This is a genomic window from Dellaglioa carnosa (genome assembly GCF_026948345.1).
GTDB classification, from domain to species: Bacteria; Bacillota; Bacilli; order Lactobacillales; family Lactobacillaceae; genus Dellaglioa; species Dellaglioa algida.
The window spans coordinates 1-19,951 of sequence record NZ_JANXLI010000007.1; the positions used below are offsets into that span (position 1 = coordinate 1).

At 34.6% G+C, this 19,951-nt stretch carries 18 protein-coding genes, 1 tRNA gene and 1 other annotated feature; of the genes, 13 read left to right on the top strand and 6 right to left on the bottom strand.

Features of this window, described 5'->3' with window-relative positions:
• Window positions 1-89: 89 nt before the first annotated feature.
• The 5 genes from metK to N0K80_RS07015 all read left to right on the top strand — a co-directional run bounded on the left by metK (window position 90) and on the right by N0K80_RS07015 (window position 8,020).
• Window positions 90-1,277: a methionine adenosyltransferase gene (gene metK, locus N0K80_RS06995; RefSeq protein WP_146342731.1), complete on the top strand. Its 1,188-nt coding sequence runs from the start codon at window positions 90-92 to the stop codon at window positions 1,275-1,277.
• A gap of 42 nt (window positions 1,278-1,319) precedes the next feature.
• Window positions 1,320-2,783, top strand: coding sequence for an MDR family MFS transporter (locus N0K80_RS07000; protein ID WP_269024268.1), 1,464 nt, complete (start codon window positions 1,320-1,322; stop codon window positions 2,781-2,783).
• A 28-nt stretch (window positions 2,784-2,811) separates the two neighbouring features.
• Window positions 2,812-3,017: a binding site (T-box leader), on the top strand.
• A gap of 57 nt (window positions 3,018-3,074) precedes the next feature.
• Window positions 3,075-5,489, top strand: coding sequence for a leucine--tRNA ligase (gene leuS / locus N0K80_RS07005; RefSeq protein ID WP_269024269.1), 2,415 nt, complete (start codon window positions 3,075-3,077; stop codon window positions 5,487-5,489).
• 154 nt (window positions 5,490-5,643) lie between these two features.
• Window positions 5,644-7,293 (top strand): putative polysaccharide biosynthesis protein, encoded by a 1,650-nt coding sequence (locus tag N0K80_RS07010; protein WP_269024270.1) that lies wholly within the window; start codon window positions 5,644-5,646, stop codon window positions 7,291-7,293.
• A gap of 13 nt (window positions 7,294-7,306) precedes the next feature.
• Window positions 7,307-8,020: a 16S rRNA pseudouridine(516) synthase gene (locus N0K80_RS07015; RefSeq protein WP_269024271.1), complete on the top strand. Its 714-nt coding sequence runs from the start codon at window positions 7,307-7,309 to the stop codon at window positions 8,018-8,020.
• 33 nt (window positions 8,021-8,053) lie between these two features.
• Here the strand turns inward: N0K80_RS07015 and N0K80_RS07020 are convergent, their stop codons facing one another.
• A complete protein-coding gene (locus N0K80_RS07020) occupies window positions 8,054-8,860 on the bottom strand; it encodes an NAD(P)H-hydrate dehydratase (RefSeq protein ID WP_269024272.1) in 807 nt (268 codons plus the stop codon).
• A gap of 123 nt (window positions 8,861-8,983) precedes the next feature.
• Between N0K80_RS07020 and pepV the strand changes: the two genes are divergently transcribed.
• Complete coding sequence (gene pepV / locus N0K80_RS07025) at window positions 8,984-10,381, top strand: dipeptidase PepV (RefSeq protein ID WP_269024273.1); 1,398 nt, start codon at window positions 8,984-8,986, stop codon at window positions 10,379-10,381.
• 336 nt (window positions 10,382-10,717) lie between these two features.
• Here the strand turns inward: pepV and N0K80_RS07030 are convergent, their stop codons facing one another.
• Window positions 10,718-11,497, bottom strand: coding sequence for a site-specific integrase (locus N0K80_RS07030; protein ID WP_269024274.1), 780 nt, complete (start codon window positions 11,495-11,497; stop codon window positions 10,718-10,720).
• Window positions 11,498-11,606: 109 nt separating this feature from the next.
• Here N0K80_RS07030 and relB point away from each other — a divergent pair, with 109 nt between their 5' ends.
• The 4 genes from relB to N0K80_RS07050 all read left to right on the top strand — a co-directional run bounded on the left by relB (window position 11,607) and on the right by N0K80_RS07050 (window position 16,297).
• The gene (gene relB, locus N0K80_RS07035) at window positions 11,607-12,302 is read left to right on the top strand and encodes a type II toxin-antitoxin system RelB family antitoxin (protein WP_269024297.1); all 696 of its coding nucleotides are present in this window, start codon (window positions 11,607-11,609) and stop codon (window positions 12,300-12,302) included.
• Complete coding sequence (locus tag N0K80_RS07040; protein WP_269024275.1) at window positions 12,295-12,564, top strand: type II toxin-antitoxin system RelE family toxin; 270 nt, start codon at window positions 12,295-12,297, stop codon at window positions 12,562-12,564. Before relB ends, N0K80_RS07040 begins: the two co-directional genes overlap by 8 nt.
• Window positions 12,565-13,676: 1,112 nt before the next feature.
• Entirely contained in the window at window positions 13,677-15,824 is a 2,148-nt protein-coding gene (locus tag N0K80_RS07045) for a glycoside hydrolase domain-containing protein (protein ID WP_269024276.1), read from the top strand.
• A gap of 14 nt (window positions 15,825-15,838) precedes the next feature.
• Window positions 15,839-16,297, top strand: coding sequence for a DUF805 domain-containing protein (locus tag N0K80_RS07050; RefSeq protein ID WP_269024298.1), 459 nt, complete (start codon window positions 15,839-15,841; stop codon window positions 16,295-16,297).
• 800 nt (window positions 16,298-17,097) lie between these two features.
• On the opposite strand, the gene N0K80_RS07055 is transcribed toward N0K80_RS07050, so the two are convergent.
• The 4 genes from N0K80_RS07055 to N0K80_RS07070 all read right to left on the bottom strand — a co-directional run bounded on the left by N0K80_RS07055 (window position 17,098) and on the right by N0K80_RS07070 (window position 18,471).
• A tRNA-Leu gene (locus tag N0K80_RS07055) sits at window positions 17,098-17,181 on the bottom strand.
• Between the two features lie 8 nt (window positions 17,182-17,189).
• Window positions 17,190-17,468 carry a hypothetical protein gene (locus N0K80_RS07060; RefSeq protein WP_057973334.1) on the bottom strand — a complete coding sequence of 93 codons (279 nt, stop codon included), beginning with the start codon at window positions 17,466-17,468 and terminating at the stop codon, window positions 17,190-17,192.
• Window positions 17,469-17,571: 103 nt separating this feature from the next.
• Window positions 17,572-17,820 (bottom strand): hypothetical protein, encoded by a 249-nt coding sequence (locus N0K80_RS07065; RefSeq protein ID WP_057973335.1) that lies wholly within the window; start codon window positions 17,818-17,820, stop codon window positions 17,572-17,574.
• A 126-nt stretch (window positions 17,821-17,946) separates the two neighbouring features.
• The gene (locus N0K80_RS07070; protein WP_269024277.1) at window positions 17,947-18,471 is read right to left on the bottom strand and encodes a GNAT family N-acetyltransferase; all 525 of its coding nucleotides are present in this window, start codon (window positions 18,469-18,471) and stop codon (window positions 17,947-17,949) included.
• 104 nt (window positions 18,472-18,575) lie between these two features.
• Between N0K80_RS07070 and N0K80_RS07075 the strand changes: the two genes are divergently transcribed.
• From N0K80_RS07075 to N0K80_RS07085, 3 genes are all read left to right on the top strand, one after another.
• Window positions 18,576-19,022, top strand: coding sequence for a universal stress protein (locus N0K80_RS07075; protein ID WP_057973337.1), 447 nt, complete (start codon window positions 18,576-18,578; stop codon window positions 19,020-19,022).
• 116 nt (window positions 19,023-19,138) lie between these two features.
• The gene (locus N0K80_RS07080) at window positions 19,139-19,462 is read left to right on the top strand and encodes a hypothetical protein (protein WP_269024278.1); all 324 of its coding nucleotides are present in this window, start codon (window positions 19,139-19,141) and stop codon (window positions 19,460-19,462) included.
• Window positions 19,463-19,556: 94 nt separating this feature from the next.
• Window positions 19,557-19,910: a hypothetical protein gene (locus N0K80_RS07085; protein WP_269024279.1), complete on the top strand. Its 354-nt coding sequence runs from the start codon at window positions 19,557-19,559 to the stop codon at window positions 19,908-19,910.
• The last annotated feature ends 41 nt before the right edge of the window (window positions 19,911-19,951 follow it).

Here is a 19,951-nt window from a genome sequence, read left to right on the forward strand (position 1 = left end):
GTTAGGACCGTCATACAGGTATTTGTTGGAACCTAAACTTTTATAGTTGAGGTTCTTTTTTAATTTCATACACTTTTAAGGAGATAAAAATGACTGAAAAACATTTATTTACATCAGAATCAGTATCAGAAGGGCATCCGGATAAGGTCGCAGATCAAATAAGTGATGCAATATTAGATGCTCTTTTAGAAAAAGACCCCAATGCCAGAGTTGCTTGTGAGACAACGGTGACTACCGGGTTGGTGCTCGTAGTTGGCGAAATATCTACGAATGCGTACGTGGATATTCAACAAGTAGTTAGGAATACAATAAAAGAAATTGGCTATATTAACTCTCAGGTTGGTTTTGATGGTGATAATTGTGCTGTCATGGTTGCTATAGATGAACAGTCTCCTGATATTGCGTTAGGTGTTGATACATCGTTAGAAACAAGAAATGGCGATTTAGATCCGTTTGATCAGATTGGTGCGGGCGATCAGGGATTAATGTTTGGATATGCGGTAGATGAAACACCGGAGTTAATGCCATTACCAATTGCGATTAGTCATAAATTAATGCGTCGCGTTGCAAGTTTACGAAAAAATGAAGAACTAAAATACTTGAGACCGGATGCGAAGGCACAAGTAACCGTAGAGTATAATGAAAAAGGGCAGCCATTTAGAGTAGATACGGTTGTTATTTCTACACAGCATGATGAAAAAACAGGATTAAAACAAATTCAAGAAGATATGATAGAAAAAGTCATTAAAGTCGTTATTGATCCTAGTTTATTGGATTCGGAAACGAAATACTATATTAACCCAACGGGCCGATTTGTTATTGGTGGTCCAAAAGGCGACGCCGGACTTACCGGAAGAAAGATAATTGTTGATACATACGGTGGGTATGCTCATCATGGCGGAGGCGCATTTTCTGGTAAGGACGCGACAAAAGTAGACCGATCTGCTAGTTATGCCGCACGGTACATTGCAAAAAATATTGTTGCGGCTAAAATTGCCACACAAGTTGAAGTTCAGCTTGCGTATGCAATTGGCGTGGCGGAGCCGGTTTCAATTAATATTAATACATTCGGTACTTCTAAATATGATGAATTAGATTTAGTTGGAGCTGTTCGAAAAATATTCGATTTACGTCCTGCGGGAATTATTAAAATGTTAGACTTACGTCGCCCAATATACAAGCAGACAGCAGCTTATGGACATTTTGGACGTACTGATATTGAATTGCCTTGGGAAAAAACGGATAAAGTTCAAAGTTTACTCAACGAATTATATTAAATTAATATTTAATATAATCGTTTTTTATTTAGGAGGCGCTTCATGAATTCAAAAACTAATGTGCGTTTAGTTACGGTTGCTATCTTTGTCGCAACATTTTTGACTGCAGTTGAAGGAACAATAATATCAACCGCAATGCCCACAATTGCTGGGGAACTTCATGGTGTATCGTTAATGAATTGGGTTTTTTCAATTTATTTATTAACCAATGCCATGATGACACCAATATATGGTAAACTCGCTGATGTTTTAGGACGTAAGCCGGTTTTTATATTTGGTCTTGTAGTTTTTCTGGCTGGATCAACGCTTTGCGGATTTTCCAATAGTATGGCGACCTTAATTGTTTCACGCGCAATTCAAGGTATTGGAGCTGGGGCAATAATGCCGGTGTCTTTTACCATCATCGCTGATATTTACTCTGTTGAAAACCGAGCAAAAGTAATGGGATTAAATGGCTCAGCTTGGGGAATTGCCTCAATAGTTGCACCTTTATTGGGTGGCTTTATCGTGGATCACCTCAATTGGCATTGGGTATTTTTTATTAATCTACCGATAGGTTTGGTAACGATAATCATGATTCAGATGTTTTTTAAAGAAGAACGTAAAATTATGAGTTCAAAAATAGACTTTTTTGGTAGTTTTCTTTTGATGACAGGCATTCTAACAATTTTGTATAGCTTTCAACGTTGGGGTGATGTCGGAATGGATTTAGTTGTTTTACTCTGTTTTTTTGGTTTTATGGTTTCGCTCTTTTTATTCATTAAATGGGAAAAAAGAGTAGAGGATCCAATTATTTCGTTAAAACTTTTTAATAACAGAACGTTTGTAATTCAAAATATTGTAGCCGCATTAATATCGGGATTCTTAATTGGGTTTGAGGTTTATATTCCAACATGGACTCAGGGAATTCTTGGATTAAAAGCTTCTATGGCAGGATTTGCGGTGACACCAAGTTCTATTCTATGGATTGCGGGTTCTTTTTTTGCAGGCAATATGATGGCGGCATGGGCACCAAAGAAAGTGTTATCGATTAGTTTACTTTTTATTTTAATTGGATCTGTTGCGCTTGGTCTCTTGCCAATAAATACACCATTCTACCTATTTTTAATTATTTCCGCAATATTGGGAGTTGGATTTGGAATAACGATTACAGCGACGACGGTTACTGCACAAAGTTTAGTACCACAGTCTGATATTGGTGTGGCGACATCATTTAACACGCTAAGCCGGACTCTTGGACAAACGCTTATGATTTCGGTATTTGGAATTATATTTAATATGCAAATGCATAAAGAAATAGTCAAAACTCCAGGAACAAAGGATAGTATGATGGACATTTTAATCAATCCACAGACTGCAGATCAATTACCAAAACATTTGATACCTAAATTACGTGAAGTTCTGTATCAAGGTCTTCATGGTATATATTTGGCAGGAATTTGTATTGTAGTTCTCGCAATGATTATTAATTTATTCGATAAAAAAACTAAAGATTATTTGCAATAATAAGATTCGTTTGCTACACTGAAATTAATATAAAACGATTAAGAGGAACTAGTAATTTAACCAATTATTTTAGTGAGTATATGGTAGTGAGAATATACATAAATGGTTATTTGAACTCATCCTTGAGTTTTCTCACTGAACAATAGTAGGTGCGAACGTTATTTCACGTTATGAAAAAGAGTCAGTAATTTATACTGGAATAATAGGTGGTACCGCGGAAAATTCGTCCTATAGAAGTTAATCTTCTATAGGACTTTTTTGTATATATAATCAGAAAGGAAGTTAGTATACATGACTTATAATCACAAAGTAATTGAACAAAAATGGCAAGCATTTTGGGATGCTAATCAAACATTTAAAACAACTGAAAATCCTGAAAAAGAGAATTTTTATGCGCTTGATATGTTCCCATACCCATCTGGACAGGGACTTCATGTAGGGCATCCAGAAGGATTTACAGCTACAGATATTTTGGCTCGAATGAAAAGAATGCAAGGATTTAACGTTTTGCATCCAATGGGATGGGATGCTTTTGGACTTCCAGCCGAACAATATGCGCTAGATACCGGTCACAGTCCTAAAGCATTTACGAAAACGAATACTGATAATTTTAGACGACAAATAAAATCTTTAGGTCTTTCGTATGACTGGAGTCGCGAACTAAATACGACTGATCCTGACTATTATAAATGGACGCAATGGATTTTTGAAAAGTTATACGAAAAGGGATTAGCCTATGAAGATGAGGTTGCCGTTAACTGGAGTCCCGATTTAGGTACTGTTGTTGCTAATGAAGAAGTAATTGATGGTAAAACAGAACGAGGTGGTTACCCAATTGTTAGAAAACCTATGCGTCAGTGGGTTCTAAAAATTACGGCTTATGCGGACCGTTTACTAGACGATTTGGATGATTTGGATTGGCCAGATAGCATTAAAGAACAACAAAGAAATTGGATTGGTAGATCAACGGGCGCAAGTGTTAATTTTAAGGTAGATCAATTTGATGATTTAAAAATAGAAGCTTTTACAACACGTCCTGAAACTATTTACGGTGTTTCTTATATTGTTATCGCACCGGAGTTAGATATTCTTGATAAAATCACAATCGATTCTCAAAAAGAAGCTGTTAAAGCATATCAAAAAGCAATAGAAGTTAAGTCTGATTTGGAACGAACTGATTTGGCAAAAGATAAAACGGGTGTATTTACGGGGTCGTATGCAATAAATCCTGTAAATGGTGAAAAATTACCAATTTGGACTGCTGATTACGTTTTAGCATCATATGGTACTGGTGCAGTCATGGCCGTTCCTGCACATGACGAGAGGGATTTTGAATTCGCAACAAAATATGAATTAAATATTTTACCCGTCATTGAAGGCCCTGAAATTACTGATGAAGCTAATACGACTCCTGGCAAGTACATTAACTCTGGATTTTTAAATGGTTTAGAAAAAGCTGAAGCCATTGAAAAAGCCATTGCTTGGATGGAAGAAAATAATGTTGGTCAGAAGAAGATAAATTATAAATTAAGAGATTGGTTATTTTCAAGACAACGATACTGGGGTGAACCAATTCCTATTATTCATTGGGAAGATGGCGAAACAACAACAGTTCCTGTTGACCAATTACCACTTGAGTTACCTGAAGCAACGGATATTAAACCATCAGGCACAGGTGAAAGTCCTTTAGCTAATTTAACTGACTGGATTAATGTTGTCGATGAGAACGGTCGTAAAGGTAAACGTGAAACGAATACAATGCCACAATGGGCTGGTAGCTCATGGTACTTTGTTCGTTTTATTGATCCTCATAACCCGAATGAAATTGCTGATCGTAAAAAATTAGAAGAATGGCTTCCCGTTGACGTTTATGTTGGTGGTGCTGAGCATGCTGTCTTACATTTACTATATGCAAGATTTTGGCATAAATTCTTATACGATATTGGTGTCGTACCTACTAAAGAACCTTTCCAAAAGCTAGTTAACCAAGGAATGATTTTAGGTGATAACCATGAAAAAATGTCTAAATCTAAGGGTAATGTTGTTAACCCAGATGATATCGTCGAGCGTTTTGGGGCAGATACGTTACGCCTTTATGAAATGTTCATGGGACCATTAGATGCTTCAATTGCTTGGAGTGAAGATGGATTGAATGGGTCACATAAATTTATCGAGCGTATTTGGCGATTAATCATGACCGAAGATAACCAGATTAGCTCAGTAGTTGTTGATGAAAATGACGGTGAACTTGATAAAATATATAATCAAACGGTTAAAAAAGTAACTGAGGATTATGAGGCACTTCACTTTAATACGGGTATCTCACAGTTAATGATTTTTGTTAATGACGCCTATAAAGCTAAATCGTTAGCTAAGGAACAAGTTGAAGGCTTTATTCAATTAATCGCGCCAATCGCACCGCATATGGCTGAAGAGGTTTGGTCATTGCTAGGACATAAAGAATCTATTAGTTACGCAAGTTGGCCTACATTTGATGAAAGTAAACTCGTTGAAAATACAGTTGAAATTGTCTTACAGGTTAATGGTAAAGTTCGTCAACATAGTGTTGTTTCTAAAGATGCCACTAAAGATGAATTAGAAAAATTAGCTTTAAATGATGATAAAATTAAAGAAGAACTTGAAGGGAAAACAATTCGTAAAGTGATTGCTGTTCCTGGTAAACTAGTTAATATCGTTGCAAATTAAATATTAAAATATGCTAAACGAGTATCACAAAATATAATTATTTTGTGATACTCGTTTATTTTTTGATTAAAAATAAAAAAATAAATTGCAACTGAAATTTAAAAGCTATAAAATGGTAAGATTAAGTGTTATGGGAAAGTAGGGTACAAAAGTAATGGATGAAGATGTAAAATTAGCAGATCAAATGGCGTCTGAACAAAGTAATGCTAAACGAAAAATGTTGCAAGGGTCAGCCTGGATGACTGCGGGTAGTATTTTTTCAAGAGTACTGGGAGCTATCTACATTATTCCATGGAACATGTGGTTGGGTCCAGATAGACTACAGGCAAATGCTTTGTACAGTATGGGATATAATGTTTACAGTTTCTTTCTAATGATTGCAGTAGCGGGAGTACCTTCTGCCGTTGCTAAACAAGTTGCGCATTACAATGCACAAAATGAGTATGGCATTGGGAGACGATTATTCAAATATGGAATGGCATTAATGGCTATAATGGGCGTCGTTTGTGCGGTTATATTATGGATTATTGCACCATACATCACGAGTGGGGATAAAAATGTTATCCCTGTTTTTAGATCATTATCTTGGGCCTTATTAATCATTCCAATGATGAGTTTAATACGAGGCTTTTTTCAAGGCTACCAAGAAATGGCACCATCTGCTATTTCGCAATTTTTCGAACAAATTGCTAGAGTTATTTACATGCTAGGTGCAACATTTATTATTATGAAAGTTAGCCATGGTAGCTATATTACTGGTGTGACACAATCAACTTTTGCGGCCTTTATTGGGGCATTAGGTGGTATGTTAGTTTTAGTCTGGTACTTTTACCGTCGAAAACCCGAACTAGATCGATTAGTCGCAAATAGTGATAATAAATTGACGATTTCTACCCAACAAATCATTAAAGAAGTTATTCGAGAATCAATTCCTTTTATTATTATTGGCGCGGCTATCACAATTTTTGGGTTAATTGACCAATATACTTTCTTTGGTATTATGACACACGTTACTAATTATACGCGAACTGTTCAAAATGAATTATGGGCATTGTTTAGTTTTAATGCTAACAAATTGGTGATGATTATCATTTCCATTGCTTCAGCAATGTCAATTACAGCTATACCGCTACTATCAGAAGCGTACACGCGAAATGATAAAAAGGCGTTGAGTGAGCAAACTTCAGATACGTTACAGTTATTCTTTTTTGTAATGTTGCCATGTGCTTTAGGAATGGCCGCCGTAGCTCATCCATTATACGTTATTTTTTATGGATACGATCCAGTCGGAATTTACGTTTTACAGTTCTCAGCGTATGAATCAATTTTCTTGGGATTATTTACGGTTGTTTCCGCCATTTTACAAGGTGTTTATCAGAACAAGAAGGCAATTGTTTATTTCTTCGTTGGTATGATAATCAAATTAGTCGTTCAATATCCTTTAGTTGCTTGGCTTGGTGCATTTGGACCATTGGCAGCTACAGCGATTGGTATGGGTGTAAGCTCGTGGTTAATGATTCGCTCGTTACATAAAATGTTCCATTTAAATGTAAGACTAATACAAGCAAGATTAAATAAAATGATGATTTATGCACTTATGACATTTTTTATTGCGCTTTTAGCAGTAAAAGTTATCTATCTATTTTTACCGATGGATAGTCGAATTAGTGCTATTATAACAATTATTATTGCTGCCGGTTTGGGCGGATATGTTTATATCTACTTTAGTTTAAAAACAAGATTAGCCGATAAGATATTAGGTGATCGCGTTGCTGGACTACGACGGAGATTGAGAATTAAGTGAGGTTTAAACTGAAATGAGAATTGATAAATTTTTGACCGAAATGCAATTTGGTACGAGAAGTGATGTTCGTAAACTCATAAAAACAAAACAAGTGGTAGTTGATGATGAACAGGTCACTAGTGCAAAAATTCAAATTAATCCAATGGAATCAACTATTCAGGTGAATGGAGAATTAGTCCATTATCAACAATACTATTACTACCTTTTGAATAAACCAGCCGGTGTACTAACAGCAACTAAAGATAAAAAGCAAAAAACAGTAATGGACTTATTTAATCGTGTGGACTACCGGGATGATCTGTTTCCAGTTGGCCGTTTAGATAAGGATACAACTGGATTGTTGCTTATTACAAATGATGGTCAATTAGGTCATCGAATGCTGTCGCCAATGCGTCATGTGGATAAAGTGTACTTTGCTAAAGTTGAAGGGCATGTCACTGATGCCGATGTGTCAAAATTTAAAACGGGACTTTTATTGAAGGATGGCACACAAACAAAGCCTGCTACGCTGAGCGTAGAATCATATCAAAGCGATACAAATATATCTGAGGTTCTGGTGACAATTACCGAGGGAAAATATCACCAGATTAAACGCATGTTTGGGGCAATTGGGATGAGGGTCATTCGACTTGAACGTAAGAAAATGGGAACCTTAGAATTAGAACAAACATTGTCTTTAGGTCGTTATCGTGTTTTAACGGACGAGGAAATTGAATCGATTCAATAAAAAATTGCCGACTAGTTAAAGTCGACAATTTTTTTATATCGTAAATTCTTTTAAAAATAAAGGAATGTTATCAACGATGCGTGAAGGAAGAACTGGGAATTGTGAACGAGAGATTTGGTCTTCGATGTAGCCGTGAAGATAAATAGCTGCCGCAACTGTTTCTGATGTATTAGAGGACAAAGTAGTTAGTCCAGCAATCATCCCAGTTAAAGAATTTGTGCTTGTTTGTGACGTTTTTAATGGGTTAGCTAGAACAGAACCATCCTTTAAAAATAATTCAGTATGAGCCTTTTTTATGATAATTATGGCGTTATTTTTTTGTTGAAAATTTGCTAGTGTATCAGTTGTTTGTTGTTCAGTTGGGGTATTAGAAAAGCTAGCCCATTCAGTTTCGTCCGCAACCAAAATTAAGTTAGTTTTTGGGAGAGCGTGACCTGATTCTTTAATTATTTTAAGGGCGGCGTCGCTCAAAATTAATGTCTGATTGAGTGACGCATTTGCAAGAACAACGTCTAGAATATCAGAACTTCTTAAATCAGATCCTAATCCGGGACCCGCGACAATAACTGACGCATTTGATATCGCATCAGCAAGTAATACTTTGTCGAAATAATTAATATAGTTAGTTTCGGGTAGATTCGCGTACAAAGCTCCTAAATTTAATTTGTCTGTTGCCGTTGTGATTGGATTTCCGCTACTATAAAAAGCAGATTTTGCAGTAATAAAAACAGAGCTACCACCATTTTCATTGCCCCCAACGACAACAATACGCTGCTGGGCAACTTGTTTTTCTTCCTCATTAAATATGGTGGTTAAAATCGATTTAGCTATTTTTTCCATTTTCGACACTCCTTTATTGAATGACTAGAGTATATCAATTTATTTGATTTAATGCGCTTTTGAATACCGATTATTAAAATTTTGTGATAAAATGGTCTTACTAATATTATAGGAGGAAGTCAAATGAGTATAGATTGGAAAGCAGAAGTTGAAAAGCGTCAAGATGCCTTATTAGAAGATTTATTTTCAATGTTAAAAATTGAAAGTGTTCGTGATGAATCAATTGCAACAACCGAAGCCCCCTTAGGTCCCGGACCTAAGGCTGGGTTGGATAAATTTTTGGAAATTGGAGCACGTGATGGTTTTAAAACCTTAAACCTTGATGGTTTGGCTGGTCATATTGAATTTGGTGAAGGGGACGAAACGTTGGGAATTTTAGCTCACGTTGATGTTATGCCTGCCGGAAACGGTTGGGATACTGATCCGTTCTCTCCAGTTGTTAAAGATGGCCGAATTTATGCTCGTGGTGCTTCAGATGATAAAGGGCCAGGAATGGCTGCATACTATGGTTTGAAAATCATTCAAGAGTTGGGATTGCCCGTTTCAAAAAAAGTTCGTTTTATTATTGGAACTGATGAAGAAAGTGGCTGGAGAGGGATGACACATTACCTTGAAAATATGCCCGAACCAGATTTTGGATTTTCGCCAGATGCATTCTTCCCAATCATCAATGGTGAAAAGGGAAATATCACTTATTTCTTGAACTTTAATGGCTCAAATGGTAAAAAGGATCAATTGCTTGAATTTGATGCTGGACTCCGAGAAAACATGGTTCCTCGCGATGCTAAAGCCGTGATTAAAACGGAAAATGGTACCGAGATGGAAGAAGTCTTTAACGAATTTATAGCTGCTAACGTCGTTACCGGCGAACTAGAACGCCATGATGATATGGTAACTATTTCGATGGTTGGTAAAGCTGCCCATGCGCAAGAACCTAAAAACGGTGAAAATGCGGGAACTTTCCTAGCATTATTTTTAAATCAATTTGATTTTGGTGGTGACGCGGGTAATTATCTACGTCTAGCTGCTGACTACTTACACAAAGATTCACGTATGAATAATTTTAATATTGCCTTTACTGATGACATTATGGGTGATTTAACAATGAACTCTGGAATATTTACTTTTAAAGCTGATAAGGGTGGGCAAGTGGCCTTGAATTTCCGCTTCCCTAAAGGTATGACAGAAGTTGATATTAAACGTGGAATTGAAAATATTACGAATGAAATGGACGTTACAATTGAGGCCGGTCGTCTACAAGGCCCTCATTATGTATCACCAGAAGATCCTTTGGTTAAAACGTTATTAGGCGTTTATACGAAACAAACTGGCGAAAAGGCCGAAGGTTTAGTTGTTGGTGGCGGAACTTATGGTCGTCTCTTGAAACGCGGTGTTGCCTTTGGAGCGATGTTCCCAGGCGTTCCCGACACGATGCATCAAGCTAATGAATTTATTCCATTGGATGATGTGTTCAAAGCTGCAGCCATTTACGCTGAAGGAATATATGAACTGATTAAGTAGAGTAATATAACAAATAAAAAAGTGTGCAATTTTGCTAAAATGCAGAATTGCACACTTTTTTATTTGTTAAATTTTAAGATTTAAAAGTGAATTTAGTCAAAAGAGTAACAAAATGTTTAATTTAGATAGATCGTTAAAACAATTTAAAGGATTTTTGGTTAAAATAAAAAATCCAATTCGTAAATGGATACGAATCGGATTTAAACACTGATGTATCAATGTTGATAATGCGCCTGACAGGGATTGTTCCCCTAATGTTTAAAACGCCTTAATACCAGTATTTGCAACGTTTATAGACATTCAATTTAAGGCTATGACTCACTCGTGACTCACTTTTTAAAAATTAACGTATTTAGCAAACTTGTCTGCAGTTTCTTTCTTGGCGTACTTGGACACGTGAGCATATATGTTTAACGTTGTTTCTGCGTTCGAATGGCCAAGACGTTCTTGGACTTGTTTAATCGTTGCACCTGACTCAAAGAGTAAGGCACACGCAGTATGACGCAGGCCGTGAACAGTTATGTGCTTTAAATCATATTTACTAATGATATGATCTAGCCACTTATTTGGTTTCGTAACGTTTAATAACATATTATCTTTATTGGGAAATACAAGTTGATTAGTATTGTTTGTATTAAACCCTAGCATTAACATCTCTTTACGTTGTGTATTTTGCCACTTCTGAATAATTTTAGACGTCAGCACATCTATATCAATCGTTCTAAACGATTTAACCGTTTTAGGTGTACCGATTACCATGTGATTATCAACGGCACGAGTAACTGTTTTATTAATGGTTACGGTGTTGTTAATGAAATCAAAATCAGTAAACTGTAAGGCTAATGCTTCGCCTTTTCGCATCCCCGTGAATGCTAATAATCTGAATAGGGCGATTACTTTATCATGAGTGCCTGAATATTCAGTGTTGAGATGTGTAAAGAATGTACGTAGTTCATTAATATCCCAAAAGTTTTCGAACTTCTCTTCGCCAAGTGCAGTGGGTTTCTTAGGTAAGATAACTAACTCTATTGGATTATCATAGATTATTTTTAAGCGTTTAGCTTCTTTAAATACTAAGCCAGCATAATTCTTAATTTTAGTGACATTTTGCAACACCTTATATATTTAATTAAGTACGTTTTATACAGGAGTTCTCATGATGATTTTGTGTGAGGTGTTGAAATTACCCTACGAAAAATTAGTGGAGGCCATATTCGTGATCTGCATGGCAGTATATGCCCTATATATACTAGGGTCAATCGTTAAATATGTATACGTAAAATCTAATTTATTGCTTTTTCGAATCGAACTAAAGCAAAGTAAAAGGGAGCAATTTCAAACTAAAATTAATGCACTTAGTATTGAGCAGTTACGAGAATACAGAGACTTATTAAACGCAAAAAGACAAGTGCCTACGCCGGTTAGAAATATAGTAAATATTATTTTACCGTTAGTTAGTATTATGGGGATTAATGCGAGTAACTACATTAGGGAAATTTTAGCAAAAAATAAGATATTTAAAGTATTATTTAATACTGCATTTAGCAGTAACGCGGATTATCTGGTAACAGCAGTATTCGCGCTATGTGTAGTGGTATTAATATTAGTATATGGGTATAGTGATATACAAAGTAAAACGGTAAATATAGTAAGATTAGAAATGATTAAAGATGAATTAAAAGATAGAACGAAGCCCAAAAAAGGGAGGGACATTCGGAAGGAAGAAGAAAAGGAATGGTTGGACATGATGGCCAAATTTCATGGGGTAACATTAACTACATTACTTAAGGAATATTCTATGAGTGATTTAGAAGATCAATACGATGTTATGACTGCAGAAGTAGCGCATAAAGAGTTTATCGAATCTGGTAAGAAGAGTTCTAGTTTGGAAGAAGTATCTAAGGCATTAGACCTTGAGTAAGTATGAGCTTAGGTTTTCCGATAAAGCTAGTAAAAATCTTAAGAAGTTAGATAAACACCAAGCAAAACTAATACGTGACTGGTTGTATATAAACGTTGACGGAACAGAAGACCCGTATAGCCATGGTAAAGGTCTCACGAGTAATTTATCAGGACTACTATGGCGTTATCGTGTCGGTGATTATAGAGTTATCTGCGAGATTGAAGATGATATTTTAATAGTTACGGTGATTAACATCGGTCATAGAAAACAAATTTATTAAAACACTTATGATTTATATCATAGGTGCTTTTTTTGTGTTACGGAATAAGCTACCAAGGTTTACAATACTTTACAAAATGGAGCTTTTTATGATTGATATAAACAAAGACATAAGGCCGTACTGATAACGTTTGTAGTTCCATTTTATACTGATATATTAATGCGATTGTAAAGCTAGGTTAATTTAATAATAGAATGATACAAGGTAGACAAAACTGGACAAAATGAGGCTTTTTATGAATTAGATAAAAGTATGCTTAAAGCCTGTGTATAGCTATTTATAAGAGTAATTAGGGATGAATGTGCTAAGGTCTTTGTCTACCCACTCGTATGGTGACTTTACCCCAATTTTTGGGAGAAGTTTATGTTATCTATTTAGGACAGCGGAAAGTTCCGCCGTCTACTAACTTACAATGAGCGGAATTATCGGTTGATTACGAAACAACACAGATAGTACAATAATGAATAAGAGCGATTAACCTAGTCATGACAAGGGATGTAGGTGCTTATTTAATCATATAACGTAGGGAGCGTTTCTTAATTGAAACGGAGCGTTACGATATAGCAACCTTATAAAACCTTATATAAAGTTGCTATCATCAAGACATTTAAGACACCTTAAAAGGAAACTGTTATAAATTAATTCATCCCGACATTTCTGACATCCTAAAGAACTTGTCAAAACTTGTTATTTAAATTGTTGGCATTTAATCTAACGAAGTATGATCCATACCCTTAAGTATTTTGGGGTCATGGTATAGAAATTAAGAAAGAATGGACAATCTCTTAACTGTGTAAAATTCCCTTTATTAAAAGTTTTCGAAGAGTAGAATGTTGTTAAATCAACGAGATAAAGCGAAAAATGCCAAAATGACGAAAATGAGTAGCAATTTATTGGGGCTGATTTTTCAGCCATACTCGTTTATAATTGAAGTTAATTATGGAGTGGTCCAGCTTGCGTATTTATTTCAAGGTACTGAATTCAGGTAAATTATTGAAGAAAAATGAATTATAGTAAGTTATCTTTTCAGCATAAATATGAAGTTGTTGAAGTAGTTATTTAGCAGTATACTAATTTTTTAATCTAATAAACTTTAAGGAGCGTGATTTTCGATGGAAAAACAAGTTCGTGATGCAAAGGTTTTAGAAGTACAAAAATGGTTAAATGCAACGTATAGTTCTGTATCTGGTTATGATAAAGTAACTGAAAATGGAAATACGGGTTGGGGAACAATTTATAGTTTAAGAGAAGGACTCCAACATGAATTAGGAATTTCACCAGTTGCGGATGGTTTTGGTGAACAAACTGAGGCTGCATTAAAGCCGATTATTGGTTCGTTAAAAGTTGGTTATAAAGGAAATATTGCTAAATTAATTCAAGGTGCTTTTTGGTGTAAAGGAATTAATCCTACAGATTTTAATACAACCTTTAGTGCTGAAACAAAAGCAGCCGTTGTTTCAATGCAAAAAGATGCAGGACTATCTGGAAATGGGACTGTTACAGTCGAATTTATGAAGGCTTTATTTGATATGATGGCCTTTTCATTAGTTGAAAATGGTGATACCCATATTCGAACAATGCAACAAGAATTAAATCATGATTATACAGCTTATTTTGGTATATTACCCTGTGATGGAATTTATCAAAGGGATACAAATACTGCTTTAATTTATGCGCTTCAAGCAGAAGAAGGCATGGATACTGATACAGCTAATGGGGCTTATGGACCAGCAACGATAGCTGCAACACCCACAGTTAAGCCAGGTGAAACTGGAAAAATAGTTCGATTAATTCAATGGGGTCTTTATGTTAATGGATTTAATCAAAAGGCAGAATTTAATAGCTCTTTTGATACTTATACCGCAACAGAAGTAGAAGCATTTAGAAAATTTATGATGCTCACTCCTTACTCAAGTACAGCTGATTTAACAGTTATTAAAGGATTACTAACAAGTAATGGTAATACGAGTCGTGATTCTATTGCGTTTGATACAGCAACGCAATTATCATTAGCTGAAATTAAAGCCTTAAAAGCAGTAGATTTCACCACTGTTGGCCGTTATCTAACAGGTACGGTTGGAACTGGTTCTGCTGAAAAAGATAAATTTTTGACAACAGCTGAAATTAATAATTTAGTTGCTGAAGGATTTAGTATTTTTCCTATTTATGAAGATGGTGGCTATGAAGAAAAATATTTTACTGCTGAAGAAGGTATTACAGACGGTTATTTAGCTGGTGATGCAGCTGAAAGCTTGGGTTTTGCTGTTGGAACCGTGATTTATTTTGCAGTTGATGTTGACTTTCAAGAAGGTGATATTGACGGAACAGTTATTCCATATATCCAAAGGGTTCAATCGACACTATCGAGATATGGTTATAAGACAGGTATATATGGAACTAGGAATGTTTGTTTACATGCTAAAAGAAACGGAATTGATAATTTCTTTGTATCAAATATGTCAACTGGGTGGAGTGGCAATCTAGGTTTTCCGATGCCTGAAGATTGGGATTTTGATCAATTTACTGAGTATACGCAAAATGGTGTTGATATTGATCAAGTCGCTTCATCAGGAAAAGATCTTGGTTGTAAGAAGTTTGATATAAATAAGAGTGAATTATTTGATGATAAAATTAAAAATTTAAGTAAAGCTAATTCGACATTTAATCCCATGGTTAATATATCTTTTGAATTAAATAAAACGTATAGTTATACTGCGCCAGGCATGGATATTTTTATCACAACCGCAAGTGAATGGGAATCCAAAACAGAAAAAAATATATTGTTTACTATTAAAAACGGAAAAATAGAAGATACTTTTGGATTAACTGCGATAAATCCATCTGTACCATTTTACAATTATTTTGATCGAGTGAATGTAGAACAATCAGTGAATAAAACAGCTAATCAATTAATCAATGGTGAAATAATTTATGGAATTGTGACCCGATCCGAAGAACCAGGTCAGATTGGTTTTAAAATGACTTATAATTTTACGATAGCAAACGGCGGGGTATCAGAGAAAGTATCCGCAACGTTTGAATTTTATTATAAGCAAATTGTAAATGCGCCATATCCTGTGCAAGCTTATAATGATGCCTTTAAAAAAATAACAAATCCTTCTTTTGACGTTGTGACAAAGGTAAGTGTGGTTGTGATGGGACTACAGGGGGCAGTGACTGCCGTCGTACAGAAAGGTGAAGAATTAAAACCTTTAATGGGAGTGTTTGATAGTTTTGTTACGGAATTAAGTGCTTTATGAAAAAATTAATTAAAATGTATAAAAATTTATATGTATATTCTTTTGATTTTCAAGGAAAAAGTACGAGAACAGAATTTTGGATTTTGTGGATTAGTAATAGATGTATAAATCTAATATTTGAGATTTATATATTTAGTAGTATCTATGCATGTAAAGCATTCTTAATGGGGTTATTAATGGCACCAAGACAAACTATACTGAAAATACCACCTGTAAAATCAGATTTAGTATTTGGAATATGGGCTCTATATGTGCTATCAATGTTGATACCAATGATTGCAATATCTTTTCGAAGATTTAACGATGCAGGTGTTCAAAAGAGATGGTATATAATAATTATTGTGGGAAAGTTCTTATTGGACTTTATTATTATTAGGGGTATGATTAACCAAATCATTTATGTTGTAACTTTTATGATTTTTTCTTTACTTCAATTTTATTTATTAAGTAAGCCATCTAAAGAACTTGGTTAATGTTGATATATAGAGGACGTATATAATTTGTTGAGAGAGAAAAAATTTTTGCTGAAATTTGTTAATAAGACGAGAGCAATATTAAAAGAGCAGAAGTGAAAATATAGTATCCTGAAATAAAAACTAAAAGAATTATAATTATAGATAGGTTAGTAAAAGTATATAAATGCTATTAATGAATGATAAAAAATACTATGTTGATTCAACAAGTGGGTAACATATTTATGATAAATAGAATGATGTCCCCGGGTGTTAAAATATTTAACGAAATATAGAAACGTTAAACCGGTGGATGTCCTCAACTTCAACAAAAAAGGTGGAAGTTCGCACATAAGGGGGGCTAACTGTAGAATAAGGCTCAACAAAGCTATTAAAAGCTCATCAGAACTTAACTAAATTTAACATTTTTAAATATAAGAACCTGACAAAACCTGACCTTAATTAGTTAATCGTGAAACTAGGAACCTACTAAAATCTACCTTAAAAGTGTATAAGATAGTATTTAACGTATTTTAGCTTAAGAGATACATACTATAGAAGAAACAGTATTTATTTATGACGAATATTGTATAATTAACCTCATATTCATTGTGTGACTCGTTATAAGTAAATGAGAGTATAAAAAAAGAACACTAACTTAGTCAGTGTTCTAGTTACGCCCTGCAAACTTATATATTTTGATGACTCATTCGTGACTCACTTTTAATGAAAACATATGATAATTGATGAATACTATTTTTTTAAGAACGTTGATTTATCAAGGATTATGACAATATATGATAACCGATGAAACTCAACTATGCGCCTGACAGGAATCGAACCTGCACTTGGAAACCCAAACAGCGATCTGAACGCTGCGCGTCTGCCAGTTCCGCCACAAGCGCGTATAAATTTACTTGGAAAACTCGATAACAGTACCGTAACCATGCAAGACTAAGAATCTAGGCGCAATTGTTACGCGAACAGTTTGCGGTTCAAAGTGGACGTTAATAATACCATCGCCGCCTTTATTAATTGCGCGTTCAGCCAATTCAGCGCGAACGTCATCGTATAATGAATCAAAATCGTCAACACGATCAATTTCGTCAGCTTCTAAAATAAGTTTAGCCGTCGCATTTACAATGCCTTTAATAGCATATGAACGATTAACATCTCCAGTAGTTAAAAACATAAGAATCACCTCTTAACTAATAGTTTAAAATAAAAACGTCGAATTGACAAGAATTAAAAAAACTAGCCCCCAAAGTTAGTCTCAACCGGGCTAGTTTTGTGGGTTACATGAAGATACGGTAATTACGTTTATTAATTGAAATTAATTCTTTTGCTTTACTCTTTGAACTGAACTTAAGTAAGTTCTTAATTAGACGTTCGAGTTTTTCATCATCCTTAGAAACTTTTTCAAAAATATCATTGTCAATCTTTATTGTTAGATCTTCCTTTTTGCTTGGAACCTTAAATGTTTTAGAAGTTTCATCACTCGTGATGAAGTTTTTCTCAAGATCTGCTAATAAATTTTTGCTCATATGTTTTATTCCTCCAGTTTCTTACTATTTAATCATAACACCTAGATGGCCAAAATCATAGGAAATGAAAGAAGATAACCAAATGTTAGTAAGAAATACTGGATACATGTTAAATAATTTTCTAATTTAAAGTGTTAATTTAGAAAGAATGGCGGGGATGTTACTCCCATCAGAACTTTTTAAAACTAACGGTTGCTGATCGACGAACCCTAATTTTTCTAATAATATTTGATTTGTTGTTTCTTGTTCATATTTTAAAGTTTGAACATTTGTGAATTGTTCAGATTTAAGAGACTTAAAAAATGCTTTTGATAAATGGGTGGCAATCCCTTTTCCTTCATCGCCCTTTGAGACAAGAAATAAACCAATCCAAACGGTCTGAACTTGAGGGTAATCTGTTAGAAAATCAATAATAGCAACAAGTTTTTCATCTTTAAAAAATCCAAGAGTCCATTTTTGATTCTGGTTAACTGAAAGAGGGACAGATGTTAAGTCGGATTTGATTTCATCAATTGTTAAGTCAGACTTTCCTTGAAGATCTAAGTAATCCGCCTGACTTTTTTCTAACACTAACATTTGAGGTAAATCTTTTTCCGTTAATTCGTGAACGGAATAGGGAGCGCTAAAAATAGAAATTCTTTTTAATAACATAGTAGAAACCTTCTTTATTTCAAATTTTGTAGGTAAAACGCTAACATCTAATACAATTTTAATGATATACTGTAATCATAAATAAAAGATATGGGGTGGCAAATATGGAACAAGAATATAAAAATATTTTAGTCCCAGTTGATGGATCAGATTCAGCTGAAAAAGCATTACGTCGTGCTGTAGAAAGTGCCAAAGCAAACCATGCACATTTAGACATCTTAAACGTTATTGACACACGTCAATTCTCTGTTAGTTTTTCAGGGATGATGGACGGTGGCGGTTCAATCGTTTATCAAACATTTGAAGATACAGAAGCATATATGAATGAATTGAAAGATAGCATCGTAAAAGATGGTTTCACAGATGTTGACATCCACATCCGTTTTGGAAGTCCTAAGACGGTAATTGCTAAAGACTTCATTGAGGATCACCATTCAGATTTAATTATTATGGGTCAATCCGGTTTGAAGGCAGTCGAGCGAATGTTAATGGGCGCAGTTACAAATTATGTTACCCGTATAGCACCTTGTGACGTTTTAGTTGTAAAATAATGGATGGGTTGCGGTATCTTAGCAACTCTTTTATTATTTTACGGCATAAATTAAGTATAGAGGAAAAAGTGTTTAAAAGGTAGCTGTATTAAACTAAGAAGAGAGTAGGGGTGCTAATGGAAACAATTTTGTATTTAATTATGGCAATATTGATTATTTATAATATCAAATTGTCATTACAATTAACCAAAGTACGTCAGGCTAATGTTAGAAGTGTGGATTCATTAGGCCCAGAAGAAACTAAAATATTAGCGGATTACGCAATTGAGAAACGAAAATGGCAGATTCTTGGTAATGTTTTGTTCTCACTGGCGCTTGTTTGTGCCTTTATTGGAACGACCATCGAAACCTCTTTTTTTGTCACACTTTACGTTGTGACGATGATTGCTGTAAATCAATCAAGAATTAGGGTAAATAAGTTGTTACAACTGGATAATTAACTTAATAAATGCTAAAGGTTTTCACTAGGTATCAGCGTTTTTGATTAAATTATGCTAATCTAGAGTGAACAAGAAAAATCTCTGGAGGGCCATTGTGAAACGATTTAAATATTATTCAGTATCCTTACTTAAAGGGTTGGTTCCTTTAATCATTCTTTTAGCGATTGGGAACCTGTGGAGTGCACCAAATTGGCGGTTATTAATCAATTATTATTTGATATTAAATTTTTTAACTTTTTATCCATACAATCTTGAATTAAATGGATTTAATCAAAAAGAAATAAAAAAAGATAAAGATGATGAGACACCGCAGTCGAGACAGGAAATGAATACGCGTGAAATTTCAACTGAAAATGTGACTAAATTATTAATTTTCGTTGTTCAATTTGCCGGACTAATTCTCATTGCGCCTGGTCAATTTATCTATTACTATTTGATCAAAAATTAAATTATAAGAGATTCCACTCATTGTTATTGAGTGGAATTTTT